This window comes from Luteibacter sp. HAY1-4A (assembly GCF_056755355.1).
In genome coordinates this window covers 1-15606 of record NZ_JBNDHZ010000014.1, presented here as the reverse complement: position 1 = coordinate 15606, position 15606 = coordinate 1, and the positions used below count along the sequence as shown (strand labels likewise).

The following is a 15606-nucleotide window of genomic DNA, read 5'->3' as shown; positions in this document are numbered from 1 at the left end:
TTACGGCATCGGAGGCTTCGGCGTCTGCATGGCATCGGCCATGTCCGCCAGCTTGACCAGGCCGGCGCGATAGCCGCCTTCGTCCTTGCCTAGCGCACCGCGCGCGAGCGCAGCCACTTTGTCGTAACCGAATCCGTCCGCGTACTTGCCGCCGCGCAGGTTCTCGGCGAAGGCGGCAACGGCTGCCGCGAAGCGCAGGCGCTCGCTGGCTTCCGGTGTCGCCTCGGCATTGATGGTCCGCTCGATCAACCGGCTCGCGCCGCCTTCCGGCGCTTTGTAGCGCAGCCGCAGGAAGGCAAGCTCACGCGTGCCGTTCGTCTCGGGCGTGTTGCCGTAACGCAGCGGATCGATGCGTGCGCCGCCGGCGCCTTTCAGCGTGATCTCGTACAGCGCCGTGACGTTCGCGCCCGCGCCGACGTCACCCGCGTCCACCGAGTCGTTGTTGAAATCCTCGCGGGCCAGCACGCGTTTTTCGTAACCGATCAGGCGATATTCGGCGACCACGGCGGGATTGAACTCCACCTGCACTTTCACGTCCTTCGCGATCGTCATGAGGGTGGCGGACATTTCGTCCACAAGCACGCGGCGGCCTTCGTCGAGGCTGTCGATGTAGTGGTGGCTGCCGTTGCCCGCGTCGGCCAGCTCCACCGCCATCGCGTCGTTGTAATTGCCTTCGCCGAAGCCGAGCGTGGTGAGGGCGACGCCGCTCCTGCGCTTTTCGGCGATGAAATCCTTCAGCGCGTCGATGCCTATGGTGCCGACGTTGAAGTCGCCATCGGTCGCGAGGATCACCCGGTTCACACCTCCTTTGATGAACCCTTTGGCCGCCTGTGCGTAAGCGAGGTCGATGCCGGCGGCGCCGTTCGTCGATCCACCCGCGCCGAGCGCATCGATGGCCGCGACGATTTTCGCGTGCTGGTCGCCAGGCGTGGACGGCAGCGCCACGCACGTGGAACCGGCATAGGTGACCAGGGAAATGCGATCCTGCGCCCGGAGTTTCGGCACGATCTGCCTGAGCGACGCCTTCAGCAGCGGCAGCTTGTCCGTCTCGTTCATCGATCCCGAGACATCGACGAGGAAGACAAGATTGGCGGCGGGGATGTCATGGGCAGGCACGTCGTATCCCTGCACACCCACGAGCAGCAGGCGGCGTTGCGCATTCCAGGGCGCGGGCGCCAGTTCCGTGGTGACGCTGAAGGGCGGCTCCCTGGTTGCCGGTGGTGCGTACCCGTAGTCGAAGTAGTTGATGAATTCTTCCGTTCGCACGGCATCCGCGGGAGGCAGGCGGCCTTCCTGAAGCATCCTGCGTACGTTCGTGTACGAACCGGTGTCGACGTCCAGTCCGAAGGTGGATACCGGCTCGCTGGCAGCCAGCCGGACCGGATTGGCGTCGCGGTGCGCGTAGTTTTCGCGGTCGACGGGAGGGGCCATCGCGGCATCCGCGATCCCCACGAAGGTTTTGGCCTGCGGAACGGGAGCGCCGCCGGGTGCGAGCAAGGGTGTCGCGACGGCTTCGATTATCCGCGCGGGCGCGGCTGTCGGCATCGGCGCCGGCATCGCGCGGCCGGTCATCGGACGGACCCCGATCTGCCCGGGCGGGCAGTCGGCGGTATCCACGGGAACAGGCATGGGCATGGGCTCGCGGGCATCGGCACCAGCGGCAGCGAGCGCTCCCGCGGTGGTGGCCACGACGGCGAAGAAGAGGGTTAGGGCGGAACGGAGCGCATTCATCGTGCACGACCTCGTGGGGGACATGACGGTGAAACGCAGGAAAAGGCGAAAAGGGGTTAACCGGTATAGCGCGAACCATCCATGCGTATGGCGTTCGCACGGACGTCGTCCTGGCTGGCCACCCGGTTGCGGCCTGCCTGCTTCGCACGGTAGAGCGCGCGATCGGCCGCGTTGAGCAGATCGAGCGGGCCGCTTTCCGAACTCGCGTTGGCGGCCGCCACGCCGATGCTGACGGTCACGACGCCGAACGAGCTGAGCGGATGCACGATGGACAGCGACTGGACCTCCTTGCGCAGGCCTTCTGCGAGCGCGAGTGCGTCAGGCAGGGTGGTGCCGGGCGCCACGACGGCGAATTCCTCGCCGCCGAAACGGGCGATGAAGTCGCCGGCACGCAGTCCCCGCCGCAGCAGTGCCGAGGCAAGCGTGCGCAGGCATTCGTCGCCCGCGAGATGGCCGTAGCGGTCGTTGAATTCCTTGAAGTGGTCGACGTCGAGCATGAGCAGGGCAATCGGTTCCTGCTGCCCTGGCCGGTGCCATTCGCGCAGCAGGCGCTCGTCGAGCGCGCGCCGGTTGGCCAGGCCGGTGAGGCTGTCGACGAAGACGAGCCCTTGCAGTTCGTCGCGGCTGCGAACGAGGCGGAATTCCTCCTCGACCAGGTCCACCTGGGCCAGTGTGCCGCGCAGCCCGATGCCGATGACCGCCGCGATGGCGCCGCAGATACCGAGGAGCGGGTACCCGGGAATCACCATCAGCCCGAAGCCAAGCACACTCATGGCGAGGAACGTGGGACTGGCGCTCTGGACAAAGCGCACCAGGTACACCGGGGCATGCCAGTAGCGCTGCGGCATGCGCGTGGCGGCGGCGAGGAAGAGCGCGAGGAAGGGGAGGTCGAGCAGCACGTCCCACGGCGACGTGCCGAATTCGGGATGGCCGGCCAGTGCGACATGGTGGTTGTAGAAGTAACCGGAGATCGCGTAAGTGACGAAGAAGGCGGAGACGCCGCGGAAGTAGAAGTGGTCGTCCGGCCGGTCGGTGGCCACGTAGCGCAGGAGGGCAGCCACGGCGAGACACGAGTTCTCGAAGTCGAGCATGTATGCGACGTCCACCGCCGCCTGCGTGCCGACCGCACCCTCCAGGGACACGATGGAGAACGTGCGGATGTAGAAAAGCACGCCGAGCAGCGTCGCCAGGACCAGGTCGATGGCCATCGCCGTTTTCTTCCGCGCCGCCACGGGCGCGGACGAGACGGATACGAGGACCGGCAGCACGTACAGGATGTAGAAGAACATGCTGTCGCCGGGGGCCGGGTTCGAGTTTTCCAGCACGTAGTTCTGTCGGGCGGAAAGCGACATGCCCACCGTCCACAGGGCCAGGCTGGCTAACAGTAGCCACCACCGGCGGTCCCTGGGCGGGCCTTCCCGATGCCAGGCGACCAGCACGCTGGCCATGGCCAGGGCGGCCACGGAGAAGAAGAACGTATAGGAGATGGCCATGCCTGCGGCAGGCAAGAGCACGAGCGCCGCCGCGTGGGCCGCGATGATGGTTGCCGCGATGATCGGATATTTCATGGCGAGCCTCCCGCCACCTGCAACACAATAGTCATATCGGCCGGGCGGACGGGAAATTTAGAGCCATGGAGCGATGTTACGGGCGGATCTGCCGCCCAGGTGTTAAGTCGTTCCCAGGAAACCATGGTGCAGCGTGTCAAAGCGATTGAGTGATCCAAGAACGTATCTTTGCGAATGGGTAACGTCACCTGTTCCCGTTTGTCGGCTTGGATTCACCGGCGCCGGATCGCAGGATGTGCGATCCAGCCGCGTGGGCTTCGAGCTCGCCCGGGACTGACCGTTCCAGCCAGGGAGCTCCTCATGCAAGCCCTCGTCGACACATCCATGGCGCCCGGCGCCGCCTGTGCCAATGCCAGCCTCCTCTCGCTCGCCGAACGGTACGACGCCGTGCGGGCACGTACCGAGGCACTCGTGGCATCGCTCGGACCGGAAGACATGGTCGTGCAGTCGATGCCCGATGCCAGTCCGGCCAAGTGGCATCTGGCCCACACCACGTGGTTCTTCGAGACCTTCCTGCTGGGGCCGAACCTCCCCGGCTACGAAGTTTTCGACGCCGACTTCGGCTACCTGTTCAACTCCTACTACGAAGCGGTCGGACCGCGCCATCCGCGGCCGCTGCGCGGCCTGCTCACGCGTCCGGCCATCCCGCACGTGCTGGCCTACCGCCATCATGTGGACCGGCATATGCGCACGTTCTTCGGGAGCGAGCTTTCGCCGGAACTGGAAGCGCTCATGCGCCTCGGATTCGCGCACGAGGAACAGCACCAGGAACTGCTGGTGATGGACGTGCAGCACTTGTTCGCGCAATCGCCGTTGAAACCGGCCTTCGATCCGGCGTGGAAGGCGCCCGAGGCTGGCCCCTCCGGACGCTTCCGTTCCGTAACGGGTGGCCCTGTCCGCGTCGGGGCGCGGGACGAAGCGTTCGCCTTCGACAATGAGGGCCCCGCGCACACGGTCTGGCTGGAACCGTTCGAAATCGCCGACCGGCTGGTCACCAACGGGCAGTGGCTCGCCTTCATGGCGCTGGGCGGATATCGCCGGGCAGACCTGTGGCTGTCGGACGGCTGGGCACAGTGCCAGGCCGAAGGCTGGGAGGCGCCGCTCTACTGGCAGCACGACGGCCAGGCCTGGTCGCACATGACGCCGGGTGGCTGGCGGCCCGTGGACCCCGACGCGCCGGTGACCCATGTCAGCTACTACGAGGCCGAGGCATTCGCGCGCTGGGCGGGGGCGCGCCTGCCCACGGAGGCCGAATGGGAGCACGCCGTGCGCACCCGCGCGGACCTGGACCAGGTCGACGATGTGGCCTGGCAATGGACCTCCAGCGCCTATGCGCCGTATCCGGGATTTCGTGCGGCGGACGACGCCGTGGGCGAATACAACGGTAAGTTCATGAGCGGGCAGATGGTGCTGCGTGGTGGCGCCAGCGTTACGCCGCCGGGCCATTCGCGCGTCTCGTACCGCAACTTCTACCGGCATGGGCAGCGCTGGATGTTCAGCGGCGTCCGTCTCGCCCGCGATCCCGGAAGCTCACCCGATCGGGAGCGCCTGACCTTCCTGCGCGACACGCTGGCCGGGCTCTCGTCGTCGCCCAAGGCGTTCTCCCCGAAGTATTTCTACGACGGCAAGGGCTCGGAGTTGTTCGAAGCCATCTGCGTGACGCCCGAGTACTATCCGACCCGCACGGAGACGGCACTTCTTCGCGACATCGCACCGGTGCTCGCCGAGTCGATACCGAAAGACGCAGTGCTGCTGGAACTGGGCAGTGGTGCGAGCGACAAGACCCGCGTGCTGCTCGACGCGGCACCCTGGATCTCCGCCTATGTGCCGGTGGACATCAGCGCCGACGCGCTCGACGGTGCCGTGGCAAGATTGCGCGAGGCGTACCCGGCGCTGGCCGTACAGCCGGTGGTGGGCGATTTCACGCAGGGCATCGAGGTACCGCACGCCGTCGCCGGCCGCCCGCTGGTCGCATTCTTCCCTGGTTCCACCATCGGCAATTTCACGCCGGACGAAGCGGTGGCGTTGTTGCGTTCGGTGCGCCAACGGCTCGGTGCCGATGCACACTTCATCGTCGGCGCCGACCAGGTGAAAGACCTCGACGTGCTGCTGGCCGCCTATGACGATGCGGCAGGCGTGACCGCGGCGTTCAACCGCAATGTGCTGGTCCGCATCAACCGGGAACTCGGTGGCGACTTCGATCCGGAATCGTTCGAGCATCGCGCGCTTTGGAACCCGGCTTTCGAACGCATCGAGATGCATCTCGTGAGTCGCGAGGCACAAAGCGTCACGGTGGCCGGGCAGGCGTTCGCGTTCGCGGCCGGCGAATCCATCCACACCGAGAACTCGCACAAGTTCACGCCGGCCTCCCTTGCGCGCCTGGCGGCGGCTGGCGGATGGGGGGTCGAGCGCTCTTGGATCTCGCCGGACCCGGCTTTCGGTGTGTTCGTGCTGAAGGCGGTGTGAGCAGTCAGGTCGCATCGTCGACGGTCATGAAGCCGTCCGCCGAAACGCTCACGACGGCACGACGGTGCGCCTGAACCCTCATGGCATCCTCCGTGGATGCCCCGATGGCCGCAGCGGTCTGCGCGACACCGACCGGCTTGTTTCCGCGGCGTTTCTGCTTGCCGGCGAAACGCGCGTGGTTGTATTTGGACCAGGCGGAGAACACCGCGGCACAGACGATGGCCACGATCAGGATGGCATTGATATCGCCGCCGTTGTCGACGAGGTCGAACACGCGCAATTGCACCCACGCGCTGCGTATCCCGAAAGCCCACGCCGCCAGCGTCAGCAGCGGCAGCCAGAGGAAGGCCCAGAAGAGCCATGCGAAAACGGTGAGGGTGGCGAACGCGGCCCGCTGTGCGTGCGACTGGCGCTCGGGCCGCTGGATGATGATGGCTTCGGCTTTCATCGCAGTCCCCGGTCCGGGCTGACCCAGATGGCGCGCGTGCCGCGACGCTTCATGAGCGCCTTGGGAAACGCCACCACGGACGTCGCCGTGTTGAGGATCCAGTACACCAGCGGGTACCAGATCATCCAGTAGTAGTTGCGGCCGATGCGTGTTTCATACCGGCGGTCGATCAGCAGGCTGATGAGGAACTGCGACAGGCAGATGGCCCCGAGGACCACCCCGTGCCATTGCGGCAGAAGTGTCTCGACGTACAGCGCGGGTGGCAGGGGCATGAACCGCCCGAGCACCCAGAGCAGGATGATCGCCGCCATCGTGTAGGACCACATCAGGCTCGTGATGTACTCGATCGCCACCGGCCACATGCGCCGCTGGCGCCACTTGAGCAGGCGCCGGGTGTATCGCAGCAATACTTCGGAGCCACCCTGGGCCCAACGCAGGCGCTGTTTCCAGAGGCCGCGGAAGGTTTCGGGCATGAGGATCCAGCAAAGCGCGTTGGGTTCGTAGCGGATTTCCCAATGGCGCATCTGCAGCCGCCAGCTGACGTCGATGTCCTCGGTCACCATGTCGGTGTTCCAGTAGCCGACGTCGTGGAGCGCACTCTTGCGGAAACAGGCGATCACGCCGGAAACGGTGAAGATCCGTCCATAAATGCGCTGGGCACGCTTGATCAGGCCGATGATCGACGAGAACTCGCCGACCTGCACTTTCCCCAGGAGGGTCGAGCGATTGCGAATACGCGGGTTGCCCGTGACCGCCGCGACGCGCGGACTGTCGAGCATGTGCATCATCATCCAGTGCGTGGCGTAGTCGTCGAGTAGCGCGTCGCCGTCCACGCACACGAGGAAGTCGGCGCGCGAAGCGAGCGCGGCCGCGCGAAGGCCCATGGCCTTGCCCTGGTTGCTCGACATGTGGATGACGCGCAGTGCCGGGTACTGGGCCATCAGCTGGTCGAGCTGCGCGCCTGTATCGTCGGTGGAGCCGTCGTTGATCGCGATGATCTCGAAGTTCGGATACTGCTGCGATGCGAGATGGGCGATGGTTTCGCGGACCTGTTCCCCCTCGTTGTGGCAAGGCACCACGAGGCTGACCATCGGGTACTCCGGCAGCGGCTTGGGCCGCACGCGCGGTGGTTCCCTGCGCTCCCAGCGCAGGAAGTAGATGACGCCGCCACTCATCCAGAAAAGCGACATCACCAGCGGGTAATAGAAAGCGAATTCGAGCAATGCCCGGAGGATGCCGCCATTCATCGCGTCGGCTCCGCATAGGGGTAGTCGGAGGAGGAAATGGCCGGACGGATGACTTCGAGCGACGGCCGGTCGTTGAGGAAGTCGTCGGGGTAGTAGCCGATATGACGCGCACCCAAGGCCTGCACGGCGCGCATCCGGGCAGCGATGTCGCGCGCGCGGATCGGTCGGTGCGAACGCCAGTCCTGCGTGGCGAACTCGAACAGGGTCTTGTCCATCGCGCCGGGCGTTGTCTTCACGGCGGTCACGAGCCTGCGATACCAGTCCAGCCGGTCGGATTGTCCATCGAGCTGCGGCATGGCCATCACCGCGGTCATGTCATAGGCGCGATTGAAGGCGGGGAGGCTCTGTGCGAACCACGCTTCGGCACCGGGCTCGGTGATCGGCCGGGTGTAGATGTTGCGCGCGGTGCGCAGCTGCGGACGCCACAGCTTCATGCGGGCCGTCAGTTCCTGCGTGAAGTCGATGAGCGCCTGGGTATTCTGGGCCGGCGTGTTCCTGGCCCATGGACCGAGGTTGTCCGTATCGCGCAGGTAGGCGTCGTCGGAAAACAGCACGCCGGCCTCCGCGGCATGCATCGCGAGATCTTCGTAGACGTCGCCGATGAGTGCGCGCACCTTCGGGTCGTACGGCGCGAGGCGATAGTGGTCTCCGCCGGGCTTCGGCTCGCCGGCGAGCGTGGGCAGCGACTGGCCGGGGAAGCGGAACGCCAGTACCGGCATCCATGCAAAGACGCGAACGCCGCCACGTGTGCGCAACTGCCACGAGACCCGCGAGAACAGGTCGGCACGCACGGGCAGGTGGCGGTTGGGGAAATACACCGCATCGGCGACGCCGTCGCCGTCCGGATCGGAGTATGCCTGCAGCCAGACGTCGGTCGGATTCATGCGCTTGATCCGATCCAGCAGCTTGGAAAGGTTGCGGTCCTGCTGTGCCGGATCGGGGTCGTAAACGTAATCGAGGTCGACCTGGACCACGCGCGCGGGGTCGATCCGGGCTTGGTGACGAATAAGCCAGCCGAGGCGATTGGCGGTGACGTTGTCGCTTACCAGCAAGCGCGGCACGGTCCGCCCCGGTTCCAGGCCGGGATTGTCGTCGCCGAGACTGAACGTGACGGTCATGCCCACGTCCGCGGCCACGTCGCGGCCGATCCGGGTGTACTCGCCGTAGGGCCAGGCGAGCGCGCGGGGACGCACGCCGATGTGCTGCTCGATTTCCCGGGCACTATGGTCGAGGTCGTTGCGGAGGCGCGCGCGGTATTCGTCGACGGTTTCGTACCGATGCCCGGCTTCGTCGTAGCTCAGGGATGCTGCCGTCGGCAACAGGTTGCCCTGGGGATTCGCATCATGTCCCTCGTGCATGGCCCACGAATGCGAGGCGAATTCCACCAGCCCGGAGGTGTGCATTTCCGCCACCTGGTCCCAGGTGAGGAAGCAGGAGCGATCGCATTCGCTGCCGTTGTACGGCATGTGCTTGCCGTCGGGCATGTCCATCCACGAACCGACCAGCGCCTGCACGGCGGGATAGCCGTAGGCGCGCAACAACGGATAAACCCGCGTGTAGAAGCTCTTGAGCCCGTCGTCGAAGGTGAGCAGCACGGCATCCTGCGGCAGGGGCGGGCCGCCGTGGGTTGCCTGCACGACCTGTTCGAGGCTCACGACGTGGTAGCCGTTCGCCTTGAGCCAATCGAAGTGGGAAATCAGGTGGTCTGTGCTTATGGCGTCCGGATCGCGGTCGGCGTTCAGGCCGACGTCGTCGCGCACGTCGTGGTAGGCGAGCACGATCAGGGCCGGCCGCACGGCGGCGACCGGCTGCGCGAACGCGGGAAGCGCGAGCCCGAACAGGGCAAGCAGGATCAACAGCGGGCGCATGGCTCTCATTCTCCCCAGTGCAGCGTCAGGTCGAGAACGACGCGATGCTCGCGCCGTCCGTCGTAAGGCTGGTTGTGCCAGCCGATGCCCCAGCCGACGTTGAAGCCGGGGCCCGTCTGGATCACTTGTCCGTAGCGGACGCTGGCCATCCAATCGGTGGCGTAGCCGCGTTCCGCGTACTGGCCCAGCGCGACGTCGATGCGCTGGGTGACGCTGCGGTCGTAGAACTGACCCAGCAGGTTTTGCAGGCGCCCGGTGAGGGCGTAGCTGCGATCGCGGCGGGGATTGAAATAGGGGCGGTCGGATTGCGTGTTCGTCGAGCCGCCGATTTCCACGCCACCGTCGAGCGAAAGGTTCGGCGCGGTGTGGAGGCGCTGGACGATCGCCGCCAGCCACCCGGTGCGCCGGTTGCCGTCGCTGAAGAGGTCGCGCGAAAGGCCGACGCGTGCCTGGGTCAGTTCGCTTGCGCGCCAGGTCACCGCGGTATCGAACGTCTTCGCGGAGATGCCGTAGTACTGCGCGCGCAGCGGCGTATCGTCGCCCGCCGTGCTGTAGTCGACAGCCCAGGACCAGTGATCGGACAGGGACCAGTTGAAGCCACCTTCGATCGCCGTCTTGCCGACATACCGATCCGTCGAGGGCAGGGCCTGCACATAGGCTTCGAAACCGTAGGCATAGCCACGGACGCCGACGCCGGCCCGGCTGCGGCGCACGTCGCCTTCCGGCAGGTCGGCGGTGGAATAGCGTCCGAGCGCGACGATGCGCCAGTGGTTGTCGATCAGCGGGCTGGCGATCGTGGCCTGGGTCGTGGCGTCGCGGTCGCCGAAGTCGGGGCTGGAGCCTTTGCCATGCTCGCTGTCGATGTCGAACTGCCAGCCGCGTTCGCGCTGCCACGATTCCCGCGCGCGATCGACCCGCTGGTTACGGCCGGCAAGCGCATGGGCCGTGTCCAGGTCGACGTCGACGGCGGCGTAATCGTTGAGCACCCGTGCCGTGTTGGTCTTGCCGATATATGCGCCTGCTTCGCGCGGGTCGAGGGTGAGGGCGATGTCGAAATCGTCCCGTGCGCGCCGCGGCCACCCGCGGGCCAATTCCACCATGCCGAGTTCGCTGCGCAACTGCGCATTCGCGGGCGCTTCGCGATTCATCGGCTCCAGCCGCGCATAGGCATCGGCGTGCATCTCGACGTAGTCGCGCACGGCGGCGGCATTCAGGTCGGCATCGAGTTTGCGCTGGTTCTGGATGGCCACGGCGCTGCCGCGCGCGCGCAGCCACTGCGGTTCCTTCGCGGCAAGCTCGTCGATGGTCTGGAACGCCTTTCGCGTCTGCCCGGATTCGAGGTAGGCGTACATGAGGCCGATGCGCGGTTCGCTTTCCGTGCGGTCGTAGGGGCCGGGGTCCTTCGCGATGCTGTCTTCGTAGAGCGTCACCGCCTCGGCGGGACGGCGTTTCACCAGCAACGCGTCCGCGGCGGTCCGCTCGACGTACGGGGGCAGCGTCAACCCTTGCGCGCGGAACGCGTCGTAGCGGGCAACGGCATCGTCCACGTGGCCGGCACGCGCCAGGGCGACAAGCAGGTCGAAGCCGGCGCGCTGGCGCAGATCGGCGGGCAGTGACGGATCGTCGGCAACGCGGCGGGCGTCCTCCACGGACTTGTCGGCTTCCACGTAGGGGTGGAACGGGTCCGCCGGCTCACCATCGGCCCAGCGGATTTCCTTGGCGACACGATCCGCCCGCAGGCGATACATTTCGGCCACCGACGGGGAGGGCTGCAGCGAGGCCGCCAATTCCCCGGCGCGCGTGCTGGCGCCCAATTCCGTCAACAAAGTGACGTTCAGCGCCTGCGCCTCCCGGTCGTCAGGCCACCGGGCAAGTACGGCCTGGCAATGTGCGAGCGCGTCCACGCGCTGGCCCTCGTCGCGTTCGTGACGCGCCTTGGCCATCAGGGCATCGCGCTCCGCGGCAGGCGCGGCCCCCACCGCGATGGGGCCGTGAAGCACCAGCGCCAGGGCGAGGCACAGGCGTGCCCCAGGCACCCGCGCAGCGCGCGGATGTGTCGTCGAATTCAGTCTCATCCTGCCAACCAGCGTCCTGTCGGCCGTCCGGGGAAGCTCCGGCGGCGGTGAAGAAAAGGTGCCGCGACATCCCGATGTTGGCGACCCAGCCCACCATTGTCGCCGCAAACAACGTGCCAATGGCACCCATTCCGGCAGCGGATGACGCTTCCATCGGGCCTATGCCGAAAGTTATACGCCGTCGTTCCGGCAGAGAATGCTCAGTGGTTCACCGAAGCCTGCAGGGCCGCCGCCAGTCCGGCATCGCCGCTGAGGACGTCCTTCCACGCCAGCGAAACGCCGTTGCGCTTGCCCTTGGCGACGAGTTTCAGGCCTTCAGGATCGATGGTGAGCGTGTACGCCTGGCCGTCCACGTTCAGTTCGCGCTTGATCGGTTTGTCGAGAGGGGTCATGGGGAGGGTTCCAGGATGGAGGCAGGGGCAAGCATGCCCGGGAGGGTGTGGCTGCGTGGTGTAGTGGTCTGGTCCAAAAAGGGAATTAAGGGTAATATGGCCCTTAAGCCCTCTACAGGATCGTCCCATGGCCCTGACCCTCAAGCTCGACGCTCTTGAGAACCTTCCGCAGACTTCGGCTTCCGACGTAAAGAAGCTGGGCTGGCGCGGCGTGATGCGTACCATCGGCCGGAAGGGGAAGGTAGTGGTGACCAACCACAGCGAGCCGGAAGCGGTGATTCTTTCGGCCGAAGAGTACGGCCTTATCCTGCGTGCCCTGAGCGATGCGGACGCGCAACAGGAATCGGCCCTGGAGGTACTTCGCCGCCGTTTCGACGAGCGTCTCGCCTCGCTGCAGGCGGAAGACGCGAGCGCCCGCCTGCGCGCCCTGATGCAGGGCCCGACCACCCTGGGCGGTAAGGTCAAGGCCGGGGAGACCCATTGAAGGGACGACCGGTCCTCTATGTCCTGGCGGGCGTCAACGGCGCGGGCAAGAGTTCTGTCGGCGGTCATCGCCTGCGTCAGGCGGGCATGGACTGGTTCAATCCCGATACGTTCGCGCGCGAACTCATGAGCGAGGTCGGCTGCGGCCAGGCCGACGCAAACATTGCGGCATGGCAGGAAGGCATGCGCCGTCTCGACGAGGCGATGGAGCACCGCACGGCTTATGCTTTCGAAACCACGTTAGGTGGTCGCACCGTGCCGTCGAAGATCGCCGAAGCAGCGCGTACGCACGACGTACTCATGTGGTTCTGCGGGCTCGCGTCGCCGGAGCAACATATTGCGCGGGTCAAGGCGCGGGTAGCGGCCGGAGGCCACGACATCCCCGAAGCGAAGATTCGCGAGCGCTATGGCTCGGCTCTCGAGAACCTGGTGGCGCTGATGCCGTCGATCGCGATGCTGCAGGTGTACGACAACAGCGTGGACGTCGCGCCCGGCGAGGCCATTCCCGATCCTCGCCTCGTCGCCGAGATGGCCGCCGGCGAATTGAAATGGCCCTTGGACGTCGCCGCACTGGAGCGAACGCCGGAATGGGCGAAGCCCGTGCTCGCCGCGGCGCTGTCGGCATAACCGCCAGGCGGTTCCGGCAAGAATCAAAAAAAAGGGCTCGGCCAGAGGCCGAACCCTTTTGAAAGATGGTGGAGCGGAGGAGGATCGAACTCCCGACCTTCGCATTGCGAACGCGACGCTCTCCCAGCTGAGCTACCGCCCCACGAAGCGCGAACTATATCAGCGATCCCGGCGACTGCCAACATCCGTCCGGGGCGTTCCCGGGCCCGGGAAGCCGATGGGTTTGCTGTCTCGGCCCATCGGGTTCCCGGAATATTGCCGCCGCTGAAACCCACGATAGCGACGGTTATCGGGTTGCACATGACCTGCGTCAATTCGGTGGATAACGAAGCCGTCTACGTTGTATGGGTAGACCACGCCGGATCGGTGGGTCGAATCATGGAGCAGGTATGGTGATCGAGATAGCGGTGCTCCGGGAGACCAGGCCCGGAGAGAAGCGCGTTGCCACGGTACCAGCGGTCGCTGCACGTCTTGCACGGCTGGGCGCATCGGTCACCTTGGAACGTAACGCGGGTAATAGCGCGACATTCCTGGATCAGTCCTTCGAGGGCGTGGCGTTCGCGGACACGGCGCCGGCGCTGGTGGCAAATGCCGACATCGTGCTGGCCGTACAGCCGCCTTCGGTCGACGTGATCGCCGCCATGAAGCCAGGGGCGGTGCTGGTCTCGTTCCTTTACGGCGCCGAGAACCCGTCCCTTGTCGCTGCCTTGCGCGACCGCAAGATCACGGCCTTCGCGATGGAGCGCATCCCGCGCATCAGCCGGGCGCAGGCCATGGATGCCTTGTCGAGCCAGGCTGCGCTGGCAGGCTACTACGCGCCGCTTTTGGGAGCCGTGCATATGCCGCGCATCCTGCCGATGATGACGACCGCCGTGGGTTCGCTGCGCGCCGCCACCGTCCTGGTGATGGGATTGGGCGTCGCCGGTCTCTCGGCGCTGGCCACCGCGCATCGGCTGGGCGCCATCACCGAAGGCTACGACGTGCGGCCCGAGACGGCTGAACAGGCCCGATCGCTCGGCGCGAAGTTTGTCGATACCGGCGTGGACGCCCGCGGCGAAGGTGGCTACGCGCGCGAACTGACGGCGGAAGAACAGGCCAAAGTGCGCGAGGTCGTTTCGCGGCACATCGCCCAGGCCGACATGATCGTCACCACGGCGGCGGTGCCGGGTCGGCGCGCGCCGATCCTCATCACGGCGGAGCAGATCGCCGCCATGAAGCCGGGCGCGGTCATCGTCGACCTCGGTGCCGAAAGCGGAGGCAACTGCGAAGGCACGCGACCGGGAGAAACGGTCACGGTGGGCCCCGTGACGATCCTGGGGCCACTCAACGTCCCTTCGGCGCTCGCGCAGCATGCGAGTGAGCTCTACGCAAAGAATGTCCTCAACCTGGTCATGTCGTTCGTAAAGAGCGGAGCGATCGCCCTCGACTTCGACGATGAGGTGATTGCCGGGACCGTCCTCACCCACGCCGGAGAAATCCGCGATGCAGGAGTAAGAAAGACGATGGAGAACGCGGATACGGTCCTGGCGGAGACGGCGAAATGACCATGGACACCACGATGACCTGGCTTATCGCGCTCTACATTTTCATGCTGGCTGCCTTCACGGGCTATGAAGTGATCAGTCGGGTGCCTTCGATCCTTCATACGCCACTCATGTCCGGATCGAACTTCATCCACGGCATTGTCGTGGTCGGCGCGTTGCACGCGCTTCTCAACGCGACGACGCCTTTCGCCCAGGCCGTGGGCTTCGTCGGCGTCGCGCTCGGTGCCGCCAACGCAGGCGGCGGCTACGTGGTGACGGACCGCATGCTCGCGATGTTCAAGTCCAGCGGCAAAGGGAAGAACTGAACATGCTGATCCAGCACATCCTCGGCCTCAGCGGCCTGGTCGCCGCGTGCCTGTTCATCTTCGGTCTCAAACGCATGTCGTCACCGGTGACCGCGCTGTCGGGCATCGTCGTGGCGGGCATCGGTATGGTCGTCGCCGTGGCGGCCAGCTTCCTGGTGGTGTTCGACCTGCCTGCCGACGTCGCGCCGAACCGCGTCGTGAATGTAATGCTCGCCATCGTCGCGCTGTGCGTGGGTGGCGGCTGGGCGTTCGTGCGTGGGCGCAAGGTCGGCATGACCGCCATGCCGCAGATGGTGGCGCTCTATAACGGCATGGGCGGTGGCGCGGCCGCCGCTGTGGCGGCGGTCGAGCTGTCGGCTCGCGCCGAACCCACTGCGCTGGGCCTGGCGACGACCGCTGCCGGTGCACTGATCGGCGCCATCTCGCTGACCGGCTCGGTGATTGCCTGGGCCAAACTGGACGGCAAGATCCAGAACCCCTGGCGCTTCGCAGGGCAGCGCGTCGTCAACGGCGCGCTGTTCCTCGCCACCGCCCTCCTGGGCATCGCGCTCGTCGTGTCCTTCGACAGCCCTCATTTCGCGCTCCTGGCCATCCTGTTCTTCGCGGGTGCGCTGGCCTTCGGCGTCATGATGACGCTGCCCATCGGCGGCGCCGACATGCCGGTGGTGATCTCGCTGTACAACGCGTTCACTGGCCTGGCCGTGGGGCTCGAAGGCTTCGCGCTGCAGAACCCGGCGCTGATGATCGCGGGCATGGTGGTGGGCTCGGCGGGCACGCTGCTGACCCTTCTGATGGCGAAGGCGATGAACCGCTCGCTTGCCAACGTGCTGTTCTCGAACTTCGGCGATGGCG

13 protein-coding genes and 1 tRNA gene are annotated in these 15606 nt (G+C 66.2%); 6 read left to right on the top strand and 8 right to left on the bottom strand.

Annotated features, from left to right (window positions below; genetic code table 11):
• Together ACPYOD_RS06500 and ACPYOD_RS06495 are read right to left on the bottom strand one after the other, a co-directional pair.
• Positions 1-1731: a vWA domain-containing protein gene (locus tag ACPYOD_RS06500; protein WP_481300916.1), complete on the bottom strand. Its 1731-nt coding sequence runs from the start codon at positions 1729-1731 to the stop codon at positions 1-3.
• A gap of 56 nt (positions 1732-1787) precedes the next feature.
• On the bottom strand, positions 1788-3299 hold the full coding sequence (locus tag ACPYOD_RS06495) for a GGDEF domain-containing protein (RefSeq protein ID WP_481300915.1): 1512 nt from the start codon (positions 3297-3299) through the stop codon (positions 1788-1790).
• A 300-nt stretch (positions 3300-3599) separates the two neighbouring features.
• Here ACPYOD_RS06495 and egtB point away from each other — a divergent pair, with 300 nt between their 5' ends.
• Positions 3600-5765 carry an ergothioneine biosynthesis protein EgtB gene (gene egtB, locus ACPYOD_RS06490; protein ID WP_481300914.1) on the top strand — a complete coding sequence of 722 codons (2166 nt, stop codon included), beginning with the start codon at positions 3600-3602 and terminating at the stop codon, positions 5763-5765.
• A gap of 4 nt (positions 5766-5769) precedes the next feature.
• Here the strand turns inward: egtB and pgaD are convergent, their stop codons facing one another.
• From pgaD to ACPYOD_RS06465, 5 genes are all read right to left on the bottom strand, one after another.
• Complete coding sequence (gene pgaD, locus ACPYOD_RS06485; RefSeq protein WP_481300913.1) at positions 5770-6213, bottom strand: poly-beta-1,6-N-acetyl-D-glucosamine biosynthesis protein PgaD; 444 nt, start codon at positions 6211-6213, stop codon at positions 5770-5772.
• Complete coding sequence (pgaC, locus tag ACPYOD_RS06480) at positions 6210-7460, bottom strand: poly-beta-1,6-N-acetyl-D-glucosamine synthase (RefSeq protein WP_481300912.1); 1251 nt, start codon at positions 7458-7460, stop codon at positions 6210-6212. The genes pgaD and pgaC overlap by 4 nt, the downstream gene beginning before the upstream one ends.
• Positions 7457-9328, bottom strand: coding sequence for a poly-beta-1,6-N-acetyl-D-glucosamine N-deacetylase PgaB (gene pgaB, locus ACPYOD_RS06475; protein ID WP_481300911.1), 1872 nt, complete (start codon positions 9326-9328; stop codon positions 7457-7459). The genes pgaC and pgaB overlap by 4 nt, the downstream gene beginning before the upstream one ends.
• Before the next feature lie 5 nt (positions 9329-9333).
• Positions 9334-11403, bottom strand: coding sequence for a poly-beta-1,6 N-acetyl-D-glucosamine export porin PgaA (pgaA, locus tag ACPYOD_RS06470; protein ID WP_481300910.1), 2070 nt, complete (start codon positions 11401-11403; stop codon positions 9334-9336).
• A gap of 200 nt (positions 11404-11603) precedes the next feature.
• Entirely contained in the window at positions 11604-11795 is a 192-nt protein-coding gene (locus ACPYOD_RS06465) for a hypothetical protein (RefSeq protein WP_481300909.1), read from the bottom strand.
• 127 nt (positions 11796-11922) lie between these two features.
• On the opposite strand from ACPYOD_RS06465, the gene ACPYOD_RS06460 reads away from it, so the two are divergent.
• Entirely contained in the window at positions 11923-12279 is a 357-nt protein-coding gene (locus tag ACPYOD_RS06460) for a type II toxin-antitoxin system prevent-host-death family antitoxin (protein ID WP_481300908.1), read from the top strand.
• On the top strand, positions 12276-12905 hold the full coding sequence (locus tag ACPYOD_RS06455) for an ATPase (RefSeq protein WP_481300907.1): 630 nt from the start codon (positions 12276-12278) through the stop codon (positions 12903-12905). Before ACPYOD_RS06460 ends, ACPYOD_RS06455 begins: the two co-directional genes overlap by 4 nt.
• Positions 12906-12971: 66 nt before the next feature.
• Here the strand turns inward: ACPYOD_RS06455 and ACPYOD_RS06450 are convergent.
• Positions 12972-13047 (bottom strand) — tRNA-Ala (locus ACPYOD_RS06450).
• A gap of 247 nt (positions 13048-13294) precedes the next feature.
• Here ACPYOD_RS06450 and ACPYOD_RS06445 point away from each other — a divergent pair.
• The 3 genes from ACPYOD_RS06445 to ACPYOD_RS06435 all read left to right on the top strand — a co-directional run.
• Positions 13295-14449: an NAD(P) transhydrogenase subunit alpha gene (locus ACPYOD_RS06445; protein ID WP_481300906.1), complete on the top strand. Its 1155-nt coding sequence runs from the start codon at positions 13295-13297 to the stop codon at positions 14447-14449.
• Entirely contained in the window at positions 14446-14754 is a 309-nt protein-coding gene (locus ACPYOD_RS06440; RefSeq protein ID WP_448101078.1) for an NAD(P) transhydrogenase subunit alpha part 2, read from the top strand. The genes ACPYOD_RS06445 and ACPYOD_RS06440 overlap by 4 nt, the downstream gene beginning before the upstream one ends.
• A gap of 2 nt (positions 14755-14756) precedes the next feature.
• On the top strand, positions 14757-15606 hold an 850-nt coding region (locus ACPYOD_RS06435), incomplete at its 3' end, for an NAD(P)(+) transhydrogenase (Re/Si-specific) subunit beta (RefSeq protein WP_481300905.1).

Coding starts and splice junctions, on each gene's coding strand:
- pgaA (WP_481300910.1), bottom strand. CDS start 11,403: ATGAGACTGAATTCGACGACACATCCGCGCGCTGCGCGGGTGCCTGGG.
- pgaC (WP_481300912.1), bottom strand. CDS start 7,460: ATGAATGGCGGCATCCTCCGGGCATTGCTCGAATTCGCTTTCTATTAC.
- egtB (WP_481300914.1), top strand. CDS start 3,600: ATGCAAGCCCTCGTCGACACATCCATGGCGCCCGGCGCCGCCTGTGCC.
- pgaD (WP_481300913.1), bottom strand. CDS start 6,213: ATGAAAGCCGAAGCCATCATCATCCAGCGGCCCGAGCGCCAGTCGCAC.
- ACPYOD_RS06440 (WP_448101078.1), top strand. CDS start 14,446: ATGACCATGGACACCACGATGACCTGGCTTATCGCGCTCTACATTTTC.
- ACPYOD_RS06465 (WP_481300909.1), bottom strand. CDS start 11,795: ATGACCCCTCTCGACAAACCGATCAAGCGCGAACTGAACGTGGACGGC.
- ACPYOD_RS06500 (WP_481300916.1), bottom strand. CDS start 1,731: ATGAATGCGCTCCGTTCCGCCCTAACCCTCTTCTTCGCCGTCGTGGCC.
- pgaB (WP_481300911.1), bottom strand. CDS start 9,328: ATGCGCCCGCTGTTGATCCTGCTTGCCCTGTTCGGGCTCGCGCTTCCC.
- ACPYOD_RS06445 (WP_481300906.1), top strand. CDS start 13,295: ATGGTGATCGAGATAGCGGTGCTCCGGGAGACCAGGCCCGGAGAGAAG.
- ACPYOD_RS06495 (WP_481300915.1), bottom strand. CDS start 3,299: ATGAAATATCCGATCATCGCGGCAACCATCATCGCGGCCCACGCGGCG.
- ACPYOD_RS06460 (WP_481300908.1), top strand. CDS start 11,923: ATGGCCCTGACCCTCAAGCTCGACGCTCTTGAGAACCTTCCGCAGACT.